The sequence below is a fragment of the Pseudoalteromonas sp. L23 genome, assembly GCF_021728455.1.
Classification (GTDB): Bacteria; Pseudomonadota; Gammaproteobacteria; order Enterobacterales; family Alteromonadaceae; genus Pseudoalteromonas.
In genome coordinates, this window is the sequence record NZ_JAKKCW010000031.1 from 1 (window position 1) to 16,176 (window position 16,176).

12 protein-coding genes and 1 pseudogene are annotated in these 16,176 nt (G+C 38.6%); 3 read left to right on the forward strand and 10 right to left on the reverse strand.

What is annotated here, in order from left to right:
* The 3 genes from L3V43_RS23220 to L3V43_RS23230 all read right to left on the reverse strand — a co-directional run.
* Positions 1-261 (reverse strand): PAS domain-containing protein (locus L3V43_RS23220; protein WP_237117500.1); only part of this gene is annotated, 261 nt, incomplete at its 3' end.
* A 133-nt stretch (positions 262-394) separates the two neighbouring features.
* Positions 395-2,671 carry an ATP-binding protein gene (locus L3V43_RS23225; protein WP_237117499.1) on the reverse strand — a complete coding sequence of 759 codons (2,277 nt, stop codon included), beginning with the start codon at positions 2,669-2,671 and terminating at the stop codon, positions 395-397.
* A 7-nt stretch (positions 2,672-2,678) separates the two neighbouring features.
* Complete coding sequence (locus tag L3V43_RS23230; protein WP_237117498.1) at positions 2,679-3,944, reverse strand: extracellular solute-binding protein; 1,266 nt, start codon at positions 3,942-3,944, stop codon at positions 2,679-2,681.
* Between the two features lie 182 nt (positions 3,945-4,126).
* On the opposite strand from L3V43_RS23230, the gene L3V43_RS23235 reads away from it, so the two are divergent.
* The gene (locus tag L3V43_RS23235; RefSeq protein WP_237117497.1) at positions 4,127-5,050 is read left to right on the forward strand and encodes a diguanylate cyclase; all 924 of its coding nucleotides are present in this window, start codon (positions 4,127-4,129) and stop codon (positions 5,048-5,050) included.
* Between the two features lie 108 nt (positions 5,051-5,158).
* Here the strand turns inward: L3V43_RS23235 and L3V43_RS23240 are convergent, their stop codons facing one another.
* The 6 genes from L3V43_RS23240 to L3V43_RS23265 form a co-directional block, all read right to left on the reverse strand.
* Entirely contained in the window at positions 5,159-5,380 is a 222-nt protein-coding gene (locus L3V43_RS23240) for an EF-hand domain-containing protein (protein ID WP_237117496.1), read from the reverse strand.
* A gap of 338 nt (positions 5,381-5,718) precedes the next feature.
* Complete coding sequence (locus L3V43_RS23245; RefSeq protein ID WP_237117495.1) at positions 5,719-7,035, reverse strand: GGDEF domain-containing protein; 1,317 nt, start codon at positions 7,033-7,035, stop codon at positions 5,719-5,721.
* A 204-nt stretch (positions 7,036-7,239) separates the two neighbouring features.
* A complete protein-coding gene (locus L3V43_RS23250; protein WP_237117494.1) occupies positions 7,240-9,591 on the reverse strand; it encodes an ATP-binding protein in 2,352 nt (783 codons plus the stop codon).
* Between the two features lies 1 nt (position 9,592).
* Positions 9,593-10,183: a biliverdin-producing heme oxygenase gene (locus L3V43_RS23255; protein ID WP_237117493.1), complete on the reverse strand. Its 591-nt coding sequence runs from the start codon at positions 10,181-10,183 to the stop codon at positions 9,593-9,595.
* A gap of 99 nt (positions 10,184-10,282) precedes the next feature.
* Entirely contained in the window at positions 10,283-10,729 is a 447-nt protein-coding gene (locus tag L3V43_RS23260) for a response regulator (RefSeq protein ID WP_237117492.1), read from the reverse strand.
* Positions 10,730-10,893: 164 nt separating this feature from the next.
* Entirely contained in the window at positions 10,894-12,633 is a 1,740-nt protein-coding gene (locus L3V43_RS23265; protein WP_237117491.1) for an EAL domain-containing protein, read from the reverse strand.
* Positions 12,634-12,888: 255 nt separating this feature from the next.
* Between L3V43_RS23265 and L3V43_RS23270 the strand changes: the two genes are divergently transcribed.
* A complete protein-coding gene (locus tag L3V43_RS23270) occupies positions 12,889-13,806 on the forward strand; it encodes a GGDEF domain-containing protein (protein WP_237117490.1) in 918 nt (305 codons plus the stop codon).
* Here the strand turns inward: L3V43_RS23270 and L3V43_RS23275 are convergent.
* Entirely contained in the window at positions 13,803-15,320 is a 1,518-nt protein-coding gene (locus tag L3V43_RS23275; protein WP_237123950.1) for a PAS domain-containing hybrid sensor histidine kinase/response regulator, read from the reverse strand. The two genes, L3V43_RS23270 and L3V43_RS23275, sit on opposite strands and share 4 nt — an antisense overlap.
* Before the next feature lie 716 nt (positions 15,321-16,036).
* On the opposite strand from L3V43_RS23275, the pseudogene L3V43_RS23280 reads away from it, so the two are divergent.
* Positions 16,037-16,176, forward strand: a pseudogene (locus L3V43_RS23280) (EF-hand domain-containing protein); the annotation flags it as partial.

The following is a 16,176-nucleotide window of genomic DNA, read 5'->3' on the forward strand; positions in this document are numbered from 1 at the left end:
CCCTGTTTCCAAGGCTTTTTTATCATCTTTAATGAACTCTTCTACTTCTTCTGGTTGATAAGAGTCAAGTGTGGTGTAGCCAATAATTTTCTCTCTGGCTTCTTCTGGATACATGGAGCGAAAAGCATCGTTCGCTTTTACTATCCTAAGCTGATCATCTTTGATAAATGCGTAGTCAGGGATATTGTCAAAAATTAAATCGGAGAGAGAGTCATCGCCAATAAATATATCCGCTTTTTCAAGCGCTGTTCGACTCGTCATATATAATCACTCTTTAGTGTTTATATTTTTTATAGTCAGAAAATTTGAAATTTCAAGATAACATTTAAAAAATGCTATTAAGTAGTTAAAAAGTGGTTCGTAGACTCTAATCGTAAAAGTTCAATATTGTAGTTTACTGCGCCTTTTCATTTCGCTTGTGCGGTAAGACCTCATTTAGCGCATTAACAAAATCGTTGTAATCTATCGGTTTGGATACAAAATGAGTCATTCCCACGTCCATACAACGTCGCTTATCCTGTTCTAGTACATTTGCTGTGAGAGCGATCACAGGGGTATCTGTAAAGTGTGGTAACTGTCGTATGTACTGAGTAGCAGTTGGACCGTCCATCTCAGGCATTTGCATATCCATCAAAATCAACTCAAACTCAGCTTCCTGACATAGTTGCACAGCTTCCTTACCATTTTCTGCAATTGTAACTTTAGTAAATCCAATATCTTTAAGCATTGATATCGCAACAATTTGGTTAACTTTATTGTCTTCAACGAGCAATATAGAGCCTTGAGTAGCGAAAAGAATCTCAGCACCTTTCTTCTTAAAACTATTTAATTTCTCAACATCTGACCTCGAACATCTAGCTAAAATAAGCGAAAATTCAAAAGTTGAACCTTGCCCAACAATACTGCTCACTTGTAACCGAGCGCCCATAAGCCCAAGTAGTTTGCTAGAGATTGTTAACCCCAACCCAGTCCCCCCAAACCGTCGTGTAATTGAGGTATCGGCCTGCGAAAAGGCCTCAAATAATTTTGCGATTCTATCTTGTGGAATTCCAATACCTGTATCAGTTATACTAAAATTCATGACTTGGGAAGCATTTAGCTCTTTTGTTAGAGTGAGGCGTAGGGTTACACCTCCCTCACTCGTAAATTTAATCGCATTACTCAGCAAATTAAGTAAAACTTGCTTCAAGCGCACTTCATCACCTTGTACAAATCGAGCATGTTGTGGAAGCCGATTATCTATGACAAATTGCACGTTGGTTGACTTCACCAAAGGCCTACAAATTTGTTCAAGTTCATAAACGAGTTTATTGATATCAAAGGGGTGAGAATCCAATTCCATTTTACCTGCTTCAAGCTTACTAATATCAAGAATGTCATTAATAATCACCAGTAAACTTTTGCCCGATGAACCTATTACATCTAGCATCTTAGATTGAGTGCTATTTAGCTTTGTTTTTTGCAGCTGTCTAACCATTCCTAATATGCCATTCATGGGAGTTCTTATTTCATGACTCATATTGGCTAAAAAGTCAGATTTAATTTTTGACGTCTGTTCAGCTTCCAGTTTGGCGTCAACCAACTCTCCACTCAAAACTTTGAACTGGTTTGCTGCACTTGCTAGCATCCCTATTTCATCCTTACGGTTCAACTCTCTAATCGGCTTTGACAAATCTCCCTGAATAAAATATTGGAAACTCTCCGTTAACTGTCGAATCGAACGGATAATATGAAAATGAAAAAAGAGTACAAAAATACACAAACATCCCCCCCCAATTAACATGGATAGCTGAATCATTTTTTCTGACTGCGTTACGCTCTTTTCCGCGTTTACACGAATTTCATCTAACCTATCCAAAGAGTCAGCGCGTAGTTTGTCAGCTAGTGTGGAAAACTCTACCGCATCACCAGCCATTACAACATTTACGAGAGTGAGGTAGTTTCTATTCGCTTGAATGCTTTCATTAAATGCTTTATTAAAGTTTATCGACAACTGGTGCAATTTTTCGTCTTCAAAAATATTCTGTTTTTTTGCCAACTCAAGTAATTGCTCGATTCGCTTTAAACCGTCAATAACAAGCGCTTTCTTTTGATAGTCTTTTTTTGTTAGATATAAATTTGCGTTTCTAGCCAACCCTTGCCACAAGTCGAGCAGCTCATAAACAACAAGCTTCTCATTTGTCGTTATCCCTCCATGCAACTTGGTTCTAAATTGCTGCTCAGCCAGCAAAGCGATGGCGGGAAGCTTCTCCTCCAGCAAAATCCCCCTTGCTTCATACCTTGGTATCAATACTTCTAAATTTTGACCGTATCTCTCGACAATCGTGAGCATAGCATTGATGATATTAAGTTCATCAGGCCGCTGTGTTGAGCTCCTAACGTCAATTAGCCTAGACTTTATTCGCAAATAATTATCTTTGATCTTGTCAAAAATAGCCCTGCTACCTGAAGCACTAAATACTGAAATATCTCTTTGTAACTCTACAATTTCCTTATTGATTTTTAGGATTGAAACAGACCTCTTAGAAACAGTCAAAGTATCATTCAACGTTTCATCAATGGTTACAAGCCTCGTATTCAACACTCCATAGACAGCGCTGAGACTGACAATAAAGACCAATAACACAAAAAATACTTTTGAGGAGAGGGAGCGAACAAAAGGCAAAATCATATGATCCCTAAGCATTTAGTAATTCATACCAACGATCTAAACTATAGTCATAATTTTCCATTACCGTATTCCAAACTGCTATATTAGAGAAGCGCTTGATGTAACTTCCTCCATCTCTTATCTCTCCCTCGTTTATGATTATATTCTCATCAGTACCTCTCAATGACGTTTTTGCAGCTTTACCCTCATACCAATAATCCCACTCTGCGCTAGACATAAGCGGCCTGCTGCGCTCTGGATTAGAAATGTAGTAGCCTTGCCTTGCGATGAAAGCACCGGGAAATCCAGATAACCACCAATTCATGTAATCATATGCCGCATCTTTAACATGGTCTTTGGTTAAAGCTGATAAACACATCACCCCATGCCACGCACGATAACCTTCTTTAGGTGAAGCGTATACCACAGGCACTCCCTGTCCTCTACAGGCACTCACACCTGGAGAAAACATGCTTTGAATATGGACTCGTTTATCTAACATGAACTGGACTGATTGAGGAACAGAAGTCCAGAATCCAGAGAAATGGCCTCCACGTTTTTTTTCTAAAAGCACCTTAAACAATTTATCAATTTCTTGAATCGTCATATTGCCTATGTTCTGAAAACTCACTAATCCATTTGCTTGGGCAGCCAGTGCGAGATCAAAAATCCCTATCGTCGGCGCATTGACAATCCCCGTTTTTCCTTTATTTGATTCATCTAAAAGCCATCCCCATGACTCAGTTTCATATGCTTTCCCCTTAGCAATAAAGTTTGTGTTATAACCAAAAGAATCTACATTATGAACATAGGGAAGAAAGCTTATACGCTTAGATTCGGAACTGCCTAAGCTCCCGTCACTTTGGACATATAAAATTTTGTTTGGAGCATCTCCAGCACCTATGTTTGCGCTAGGAGTTAATCTACCAACTTTCGTCAATGCATTAATTTCTTTCCAATAAGTAAGTCGATCAATTTCAATTGGTTGTATCGCACCGGCTTGCCAAAGGATATTAATTGAATCAGACCACTGCTCATAAAGGTCAAATGAACTAGGATCGGCTGCGGCTTTCTGTAAAACAGCAGCGGATCCCATTGGGGTATACTCAATATTAATCCCCAACTCTTTCATTGCTCGTAACCTAAGAGGCTCTTGAAGCGTGACATGTGTCCCCATTACCCTCAATGTGGTTCTATTTCTTGCGAACACATAGGGCGCTTTTAGTGCTAACGCGGAAGCAGTGATACCCGCTCCACAAGCTCTCAAAAACTTTCTTCTATCAATTTGACTCATTCTGATACCAGTAAGTTAAGCTAAGAAATTCAAATATAGTTTATAAGCTCTATTAAAGAACTAGATTAATTTGGGTGATTAGGTTAAAAGTATAGATAAAAATAGCAACATCATTTTTATCTATTAGTAACTTTTCACAAGAAATAGGCAAAAGCGATACATAACAATGGGACTAAAAGCAAATGTTTGAAGAGGTCGCTGAACTTAGTGATTGTACAATCGTTGTTGTAGAAGACTCCCCTCTGACTCAAAAAGTACTTTGTGCTTGCGTCGAAGATATTTGCAACGTCGTTGCATTTGAAAGTGCCGAGAAAGCTGTAGAGTACATCAAGCTCACTCTACCCGACTTGGTTTTAATGGATTGGATGCTAGAAGGGATAACAGGTATTGAAGCCTGTACAGAGCTACAAAAAGACCCGATAACTGCCAGAATTCCTGTCATATTTGTAACATCAAACATTAAAGAAAATCAGCAGGAAATGTGCTGGGATGCAGGTGCGGTTGATTTCATCAGTAAACCAATTGTTGCACGTACACTATTTAACCGCGTTATTACTCACTTAAAGTATAAAAAGCAAGCCGATCAACTGAGAGAATATTCATACGTAGATGGACTAACAGGTGCTTTTAACCGCAGACTTTTCGACTCAGATCTCGATAAGCATTTTCGCAGCTCGAAACGCGCAAATAGTCCATTAAGTATCATCATGCTAGATGTTGACTATTTCAAACTATATAACGACGAGTATGGCCACCTTATGGGTGATGATGTTCTGAAGCTTTTTGTTGATTCGGTACACCATCAGATCCGGCGGCCATTGGATGCGATATACCGCTATGGTGGAGAAGAGTTTGCAATTTTACTTCCCAACACCCCCTACACTTCAAGTTTGGAAATTGCCAAAAGAGTGATCCAAAGCTTTTTTGAATCAGCTATTGCTCACAATAAATCGCCTTTGAATTATGTCTCCGTTAGTGCTGGTGTGGCTACATACATTAGCAGTGAACATACTAAGATGACACACTTTGAATTATTACTAAACGCTGACAAAGCTTTGTACAAAGCTAAGGGTAACGGGAAAAATAGAGTTTGTGGTGCAAACTAAATAAGCAATAGCCCAGTTAAGATACCTCTATGGCTCGATACTACATAATGGGCACAACCGTAAAACTATTGTACCTATAACCAAAATTTTACTCGTTTTTTTAAAAGACTAATTCTTGAAATTATCAAATTCGGATTTGGTCAAGCGGCCATCCTGATCAGAATCCAGATCTTTAAATCTTGCCATCAAGTAGGGGTTTATTTTTGACTCAATCAAGGTTATGAGTCCATCTCTATCAATATCATATTTGTCAAACTCAGAACTCGCCTGTGCGCTTACTGAAAGAAAGCTAAGAAAAGTTACTCCTAGTGATGCTACTAAAGATTTCATAAAATGTTCTCCTTTACCATAAGTCATCGTATAAACGAAAAGCTTTACTAATAGGCCTGTACCATCAAAGTTTATGCCAAGTCAGAGAGCCGAATAGATTTCAACTCAAAAAGAGTAAGAAAACCGCAGTGGTAAGAGTCGATTATCGAAGCACTTAAAATAGCAATTCTGTTAGTTCACTGCGCAGCCCCACCTTCTTTTGAAGCCGACTAAGTAATAGTTTCTCAACAGGAGACAAGGAGGAATTAATTACCTATGTAAACATTACACCTTTGAGTTAATGCTTAACAATATTTGAAGCAGATTAATTTAAAGATAGTCATTTTTATTATTCACAATCATTTAGTATTGTAAGCTAAACTCACTGAGTTTCTACCACTTTCCTTTGACCTATAAAGCGCCTTATCAGCTTCTTCAATTAGCTTATCTATGGTTTCTCCGTGTTCAGGGAAAGTCGAAACTCCAAAGCTTGCTGTTAGTTTAAACTTTTCATTAGAACTAAAGCGGTTAGAGCTATTTTGGATATTTCTCCTCAACTCTTCAGCAATTGTTACTCCTTCAGAGCTAGGGCGGTTAGGCAAGAGTATTATAAACTCTTCCCCACCATATCTAAAGATGTGAGCATCACGAGGCACAGCTGACTGAAGTTTAATTGAGACGATTTTTAAAGCCTCGTCCCCACATAAGTGACCAAATTGATCATTGAGCTTCTTAAAATGATCTATATCACAAATAACCAAACAGAACTGAGTTCCAAAGTTTTGCGCATTTTCTAATATTAAAATAGCTAATTCATCAAATTTATGTCGATTAGGAAGGCCTGTGAGTCGATCGCAAGAAGCCATGTGCTCCAGCTCGGCTTGTTGTTTGAGAATAGTCTCTTTCATACAATTAAATGTATGAGCTACAGAAGCCATTTCACATGGTATACCTATATTAATATTATGTTCGACGTCACCTGTAGCGAACTTAGTCGCCCCTTCTGTTAGCTTGTTCATACTACTTATCAATGATTTATTTATAATTAACAACCCTGTTATACCGAATAAAACTGATAGCAATAAGAAGAAAACAAATATTTTTTCAGATAAAAAAGTTGCCTCAAGTGAGTTATGGTGAATTTGGGTGTTTTCGTCCTGAATAAGGTAACTCATGTTTGTTAACGCATGCCCCAACTTCTCTAAGTTTCCTTCGGCTTCGATAATTGCTTTGTCAACCTCCACCTGATTTGTAGTTGATAATGAAGAGGAAATCCTATCCAAAGCTGCAAAAGCATAATATTTCGCCTGCCTATATTCACCTTTTAAAAGTTCGTTGGGCTCTGCTGAGTGCAGTTCTATTATATCTAAGCTTTGAGATAATTTTTCATACGCTTCATGAAACTCTTTGAAGTACTGCTCTTCTTGGCTAATAGCAAAGTCAGCTAATGAGGTAGTTGCTTCAAGAGTCGCAATCTGCATCTCGTTTATCGAGTTAAGTCCTTTTTGCTGTTTCCCTGATAGGGTAAGCAAAGGCTCCACAATATGAGAATGTACGAAGCTAAAAGCAATTATTGAAAATAAAAAAAATGGAACAATGGTAACAATAAGCCCCGATGTCAACCAGAAGCGCAAGGAACGCCCCTGCCAGAAGTGAATTAACCGATTACTAATCATAAAGTAAGACACCCCAACCTTATAATATTTATATTGAATATTAGCTTAAGCTAGGGCTCTGTAAAGCAATTTCACAGGTCTATTCTTTTACCATCTAACGGCTCCCTGCTCTCCAAATATAGTTCATCATATTTAGACAAGATGATCCTCAGTTCAAACACAGTTTGGAACGGCTACTACTGAGAACCATCCAATCACTGAAACTTAAACCTCAATAGAGAGAGCCTCCTTTAGGTTTTCATGAGGCAAGAAGAACGAAAAGGTAGCGCCTTCACCTAACTCGCTCTCTGCCCATATTCTCCCACGATGCCGCTCTATGACCTTTTTACATATAGCCAGACCCAAACCCGTTCCTTCATATTCATTTCGACCGTGAAGCCGCTCAAACAAATTAAAGATTTGCTCATTAAACTCTGGGGCAAAGCCAATACCATTGTCCCTAACTTTGACCTCAACCCCTTCAATTGACTCCTGCCCAGAGATCAATATATGGGGGGGCTTCTCAGTAGACCGAAATTTTAAAGCATTGTTTAATAGGTTCGTGAATACTCGCCTTATTTGCTCTTGATCGCCGTGAAGCGGCGGCAAATCACTAATGGAAATTGATGCTCTAGCTGATTTAACCTTAAGACTCAAATCATTTATCACCTCATCCAGTACAGGTCTGGGATCAAAAGTGACAAACTTTTCTCCTTTCCTATCAATGCGAGAAAAGCTCAGTAGTCCTTTTATAAGTTGCTGCATTCTTTCAGCTGAGCCTGACATGCGCTCCAAATAATTAAGCTGTCGCTCAGTCATGCCCTCCGATGCGTGCAAGATTCGGTCAGTAAACATTTGAATCTTTCTCAGTGGCTCTTGGAGATCATGAGATGCTAGAAATGCAAAGCGTTCCAATTCTTTGTTTGACTCTTCCGCTTTTTCTAAAGCTACGGCTAAAAGACGCTCAGCTTCCACTCTGCTGTCGATCTCACTTTGTAACGCAGCTGTTCTCTGCATCACTTTATGCTCTAATAGTTCGCTGAGCTTCTTATATCTTTCAGACTTAGCTAACATGTAGTTTAAAAGAGAGTTTCTAAACTTCAGTGCACAGTTAATTTCAACGTCACTCCATGGCTCAGCTTGGCCTTTGACATTTTCAACCCATAACTTAAAAGAACTGCGAGGCATGAGGCGGTGGCTTCCATCATCCTGAAAAGCAATTTGCTTTTCAGGTTTACCACCCCAGTTTTTTGTGTGGATCACTTCACGCCTTAGCCACATGATAAAACAATTATTTTCTACGGACAGAGGCATGAATAGCAAACCGCTTGCTACACCTGATAGCTTCGCAAACGAACTATTTAACGCCTTCAAGCTATGACAGTGAAATATAGGCTCAGCGCTAGTTTGTATTGTTTTTAACCATTGATATAACTCTTCTATCTGTTCTTTATCCGGCGTGTGGCCAAAAGTTTCAAGTTTACCATCAACACGCCAAACAACACCGGAAGCTCTCATCATTTCTAAAAGGCTACGGCTTTCATACTTTAGGCCATCAGCAAAAAAGATTTCCTTTGTCATCCGCTGCGTCACGGTTGAGCTTAATGTTAATGCTTTAGCCTCTGCTACCGACTTCTCTGCGGACTCTTTAATTGATAATAGATATGAAAGTATAAGACCAATATATTGCGCAAACTCTCTTTGTTTATAAGAAACATGATGGCGATCATAATGATGGCATGCAATTAGCCCCCATAATTTTCCGTGAACGACAATACTGATAGACATTGTCGCTTTGACCCCCATATTTTTCAGGTACTGGCAATGGATCGGAGAAACACTTCTTAAGATACAAGGACTCAAGTCAACAGACTTTTTTTTGGGATAGAGAGGAGAGGTTTCGCTATCCACATCAACTAATACTCGAATAGGGTTTTTCAAGTATAAGTCCCTCGCTTGCTTAGGTATGTCTGATTGCGGAAAATGTTGGTGCAAAAACGAATTTAATTTTTCAATTTTTGACTCAGCTATTACTTCACCATTGTATTCGTGATCAAACTTATACAACATGACTCTATGAAAATTAGTCAAGCGCCTAATTTCTTTAATTGCCTCGTGAAAAGAAGAGGTGATAGAACTGGAGTCAAGTATAGCTGCAAGTGAATACTTTAAAAGGTGATTTAAAGATTGTAAGCTCGCTTCCGTATGCTCTTTGGTCAGCTCTAATTCTATTAATAGTGAATCTTTGAAATAATGGACTGTGGCTTCAAAAAACAACTCCTCCAATTTTGAGCTGCGGATTTTGGTCAAAACAGGGTCAACGAGCTTTCCTTTACCATCAATAAGTAAAGACTTCAATTTTCCGATAAATTGCTCGTCGAATAATTCATTAGCTTTTAGTCCAATTAAATCATCTATAGGTTGATTGAGTATATCTGCAAAGTTTTCACTCAAACTACTTATCGTTAAGGTAGCGGGCTCTATAACAAGTAAATATCCGAAGCTCTGAATTGAACCAGGAATATGGATGGGCTCTTTATCACAATTATCTAATGTGGTGGTTATTTTAGAAATCATATTAAATGCTTTTTAGAAGAAAGGTGAAGTGATTAAACGTTTTTTCAGCTCCTAGATGAAGCTGAGTAAAACTACTTATATCTTTTTTATAGTAACGTTCCAACTCCGAAGTAAACTCTGACCATTTTTGCTGCCGGCTTGACTCATAATTTCGAAAGTAACGTAAACGACAGGTATTAGCCCAACGATGTTTCTTTAACATTTGAGCGATATGGTGCCCTCCAAACATCGATCCTTCCACGACGTACATCGCACCAAGAGCTTGGGCTTCATTATCAAAATAGATATCATGCTCTCTAGCGTTACATTCACTCCAAATAACTCCATTTTCATGGATATCACCTCTCAACCACTGAAGCTTTTCCCGTCCAATAGACAAACGCTTTGTAGTGGGGAACTTGATGTAATCTCTCTCAACTTGACTATTAAGATTATAAAGAGAGACGAGAATGGCATGATAAATTACTTGGCTAAACGAGTCATCCCGCACCAGGTGTGACATCGCTTTTTCTGATTCAAGGTGTAAGTCCTGGGTAGCATTTTTTAGAAGCACTTTCGCTTTCACAGAGCTTTGGCACATTTTATTTTTCATACTCCTTCATAAGTCTACATTTAAATTCAATCCATCTTTCACTCCCTCACACACTATAGATATGTGGACCCTATAAGTCTGGATTGTACTTACCTTATATCAATGAGGTAGTTCGGAAAAACCGAAAAACAGTGAAAGCAACGAATTTAGAGATTCCTTTAATGAAAGCACGTTGTGTGGTTTCTTTAGGTAAGTACTAACCCCCAAATTAAAGCATTCATTAATGTCTTCTTCATGATCAGATGTAGATAACATCACTTTGGGAATTAACTTGTACTCTGGCATTTCTTGGATGTCTTTGAGTACCTCCTTTCCGCCTTTTCTCGGCATGTTAATATCTAACAAAATGATGCTTGGTGGGTATTCGGAAAACCTTAAATACTCCAGTAATTCAACGCCATCATTAACAAACTTAATTTGCTCTTCTCGCACACCGTTTTCAATCAACGCGTCATGTATAAACAACTGATCATCCACATCATCTTCAGCGATTAGAATACATTTAGCAGCTCTCAACTTACTCGCATACCGACTACGGTCAAACATGAACCTTTCCTCATTGTTAGCGGAGCAAGTGTAGCACCGTGCTCGAAAAAGGAAATATTAAGGTTATATAAATTTCTAGTGTGATTATTCTAATTTAAACCTTCAAGTGTAAAGTAAATGAAACGATAAATGTAATTAACAGTATAGCGATAGGGGTTAACAGCTTATCTGGGGCACCCCACCATTCTCTTTTCAAACATTTCTCGGTTAAGTGATTTTACTGTATTAATGATGACACTTTCAGATACGGCACTAGAAAAGTAATACCCTTGTGTCTTAGCGACTTTTACAGATTTACACTCGAGATACTGCTGGTGATTCTCAACCCCCTCAGCAACAACCTCGACACATAATGTATTTAGCATCCGAACCAAACCTCGAAAAATTGCAGCCCCCTTACCACTTTCTGTAACTTGAGAAGTGATTGATTTGTCTATTTTTACGATATCTATTGGAAAATGAAGTAAATGAGAAATAGAAGAGTACCCAGTTCCAAAGTCATCTAACGCAATATTGCATCCCAACTGATGTATTTCAGTGAGTGTCTTAATTATCTGGGGCTCGTTTTCTAACAGTGCCGTTTCAGTGATCTCAAAGGTAAGTGCGTTAGCCCATAAGTTTTCCTGCTTTAATGTAGCTGAAATAAATTTAACAAGTGCTTTGTCTCTGAGTTGAACTGGTGAAAGGTTAATTGAAAGCCCTACGCCCGTGCCAAGTCCTGCTTTAAATCTTGCAAACTGCGCCATGGCTTGTGAGATTATCCATCGACCTAGTGGGTTAATTAACTTGGATTCTTCCGCAATAGGGATAAATTCGTTTGGATCACACGAAGTTTCACCAGATGGCCATCTGATCAATGCTTCTAGCATAACAACCTGTAAACTTTCAGTATCAACAACAGGCTGAAAGGCCAATTGAAATGCATTTGAACTGAGTGCAACAGTAAGCTCGTGCTCTATCTTAAACTTGCGCTGGAATGTTGTTTCCATATCTGATTGAAATATACACACCGCACTATCTGACATGGCTTTCGCTCTAAAAAGTGCAATATCAGCAAAGCGTATTAATGACTCTGCTGTTTTGCCATGAGCGGGGAAAAGAGAGACTCCAACATTGACATCGCAAGTCTGTGCTTTTTCGTCAATAAAGTAAGCTTCTTTAAGCTTTCTCAGTATTCTCTCAATTTCCAGTTTAAGCTGAAGGGGACTTTTTTGTGACACGATGAGACAGGCAAATTCGTCTCCACCAGAGCGGCTTACAACATCTTCTTGTGCCATTTCAGTTTGTAGACGCGCACTGAATAATTGCAATAGCTTATCACCAGTGTCGTGCCCAAGTAGGTCATTAATACTCTTAAAGTTTGCAATATCGAAAAATGCAATACCCGCACACTTGTACCGCCCTGGTCCTGCCGTTACAACTCTGTGACAAGCATCTTCAAAATAGTGGCGGTTAAACATGCCAGTCAATTTGTCCCGCTCCGCCATGGATTTAATCTTTATGTAATTGTGATACAGCTCTGTTTCAAGCTCTTTGCGTCGTTCAGCTTGGACGATAGCGCGCTTGAGCTGACCCGCTGTCACTTCATTTTTGCACAGAAACTCCTGCACTCCTAAATCCAGACATTGAAGTAACAAATCTTCATTGTGGTGGTTACTTATCATTATGATGGTTAAATTACATACAGCCTGTACTTTCTTTATTTCCAATAACAGCTCTGTTCCATTTTTAACTGGCAAGTAATAGTCTAACAACAATAAGTCAAACTGGGTTTCGTTAAGAGCGTCTACAGCTTCGTCTACAGTCTCGACTTCTACTAGCTGATATTGCAGATTGCTTTTTTTTAATGACCGGCTAACTGCCATACGATCTACTTTATCATCGTCAACTAGCAAAATTTTCATTGAATATCCTTAGCGCAACATAGACTATATTCATTCTGGAGTGATGTTTTGTTTTTCACTAATAACCAAAGCTAGGATGGTCATTGGAACAGCCTACTTTTCAATATTTTTATGTGAACTACTATTTATTTATAGCCTGCATTAGTCCGTTAGGTGAAATAGTTTTGTGTGAAACTCGCAATTCAATACTTTCTTACTAAGCTCTGTGCGTGAATTAAGTTTGGCTTATATTCGTCCCAGCTAAGGAAAGATAGAATGAAAGAACTACCATCAGATATACCTTTACTAAAAGGTTGCACCATTGTCATCATCGGCAGCAACCACCAATCGTTTCACTTATTGGAAGCCGAAATATATCAGCTGGGGCGAGTGCACCGTTTCACAAATCACTTGTGGGCAGTTAACTTTATGAAAAAGCATCATCCAGACGTCATTATCGTGCGTAACACATCTTGTGAAATTACAGTATATCGATTATTACAAAAGCACTTCTGTCCGCTTGTTACACCAACAGTTCTTATCACTCCTAAAGTTGAAAAGGTAAAGGGGGCGCTTGGTTGGCACGCAGGATTGGTTGATGTGGTAAGTGATGTTGTATCTAGCAAAATATTAAAGCAGAAGATTGTCAATTTATTACATCATAAGCTACCACCAGAATTGATTACACCTTGTTCATATTTAGATGACATGACGGGGGCTTTTAATCGGGCAGTATTCGACAAAGACATTGATAGAGCCATACTTTACCATCGCAGTAGTAACAAGCCGATTAGTGTTATGCTATTAAACTTTGATTATTTTTGTCAGTTTAATGCCGCGTACGGATATAAAAAGGGAGATGATACGATACGTATCTGCATTCAGAGTATGCAAATGCAAATTAGGCGGCCTTATGACGCACTATACCGTTATGACACAAATACATTTGCACTAGTGGCACCAAACACCAACAAAGCAAATGGCCGAGTTTTGGCAAACAAACTTCTACAGTCTCTGTTTTCATCCCAAATAGAGCATAAAAATTCACCCGAACACTATGTGACGGCGAGTATTGGAGGGGTGACACTGGACACCGCAATAGCTGTATCCTCTGCTGATGAATTGCTCATGTCAGCGGATAATGCATTACTGAGTGCTAAAATCGCGGGGAAAAACAGAGTCGCATGGCTTTAGCGCTGTAGAAGTAATAATAACTGCTCTTTAGTAAATGGCTTAGTAAGGAAACCATCACAGCCTAACACTAGACATTTTCGTTTCGTTGTCTCATAGGCATCAGCAGAGAGCATAAAAACCTTAGGTCGATAAGGTAAACTAAGTTGCTTTAACTGCTTTAGTACCTCTAAACCATCCATTCGTGGCATGTTGATATCCAATAAAATAATATCATAGGGATTTTGCTTAATAAGCTTTAATGCCTCTAATCCATCTTTTGCTTTGTGCAAACTTGTACAACAGGGCTCCAGCATCTTTTCACCCACAATCAAGTTGATGGCATTGTCATCAACTAGCAAAACTAGACCAAGCTCCACATTTGAAATGCTTGTACGCTCTTTTGAGAAAATCTCTTCTGTATGCTTTGCAACCCGAGCCGGTATTCTCACAGCCACCTCTGTTCCCTGACCGACAGTGGACCTAATGGAAAACTCTAAATTGAGGAGTTCACATAGGTGTGAAACAACATCTAGACCTAACCCCGTGCTGTTTACATCATGAGAACGGTTTTTTGTTTCTTGCTCAAAAGGCTGCAAAACATTATTTACGTCTTCAATCCCTACACCGGTGTCTTGGATTAAGATTAAACAAAAAGCGTCAGATTGAACTGTTGATATTGTTACACAACCTTCATTAGTATATTTGATAGCATTGCTCACGATATTACTTAGTACTTGAAGTAATCTCACTCTATCCGTGTCAACAACCATATTTAGGCACTCTTTAGTGTTCACAGAAAAAGTAAGGTTTTTAGCTTTCGCTGTTTTGGCAAACAGAAAATGAAGATGGCTTAGTACACTTGAAAGTGATACAACTTCTATACTTAGCGCTAATTTACCGGCATCAATTTTAGCTAATGTTAATATGTCATTGAGAATGCGCTGAAGCTGCTCGCCACAATTCAATATTGTATTCAAATCCTCTTTTATATTCTCATTGGTCGTATCAGCCAAAAGAGACTCCGTAACACCTAACATTCCGAATAGAGGAGTTCGAATCTCATGAGACATTCGAGCGAAAAAGTTATCTCTGGCTGATAACGCATCAATGGCTTTTTGCTCATTTACCTTTAACTTTGTCACGTCAGTATGAGCACCAATCATTCTTGTCGGTTTGCCATTGTCATCACGAATAATAAGTCCACGGCAGCGGATCCAAACAGTATGACCTAATGCGTGGCGATATCTAACGATTTGATCATAAGGGTAACTAGGGTCTTTTAGGTGCTTATCATAATTATCAAGAGCTGACTTAAGATCATCTTGGTTAATGATATCTTGCCACTCTGAAGAACAATGCTGTTTAGTTGATGGATCGTAGCCGAGTGTAGTCCAGAACTTCGGACTCATCCACTCCTCTTCGGGCTGCTCTAAATTCCAGTACCAGAGGCCATCCAAAGACGACTCTTGAATGAAATTAAAAATATGCCTGTTTGTCATTACTTTATGATAAAGCTCGTTTTCCAATCGATTCATTGTTTTTAGCTTTGTGTTCTTCGGTCATTACAAATATTAGTCAAGAGAAGACCATGTAGCTAAATTCATTATAAAATTTTTACATCAACGATGGATCGTGCAAGCTTAATGCAAAGCAATCACTTATAACTAAATGCAACTCTTGGATGTGTTGCTTTTTAGCAACACCCCTCTTTTTTCTCTGATATTTTTTAGAATACTTCTGTTTTCCGTCAGTTTACTGACCTCTCAGCCCCTTCTATAGCGATTTCATTAAAATGAAACGACACTTTAACATGTTGATTTTTAAATTGGTTTTATTTTTTCTGGTTCCTTAGAAAAGATAAGTAAAAATTTTCGATATTTTTATAAAATTTTTTTTGCCAGCTCAACTTAAGAGCAAATGTGAATAACTATCGCATGAAGATCAACCGCTTTAGACTCGCTTTATATCATAATCTTTTTAGGTTGTTTCTTTTAAGCGACAGTTTAACTAATTGAAAATAAGTAACTTTTAATCTTGCCAATAAGTCACCTGTTGCTAAATGGCAACAATCTCACTGAATACATTCTTAATGAAAATCCACCTTTGTTTTTAATGTTTTGATTTTTATTACCTTTTAAACTTTGGCATCAAAGTTGGAATAGTTATCTCGAAAGCAAAAAACATTCGCTTCAACACAAATCAATGTAGAGAAGTAGAAACGACAAGTTTAGAAATATGAGAGGAACTGATTATGAAAAACGTATTAGCAGCACTATCTATCGCAGGTCTATCAATGGTTTCAGCATCAGCACTCGCTGGTGGCGATTTTGAAAAACTAGATACTGATGGCAACGGTTCAATCAGTGTAACTGAAGCAAGCGTAAGCACTTC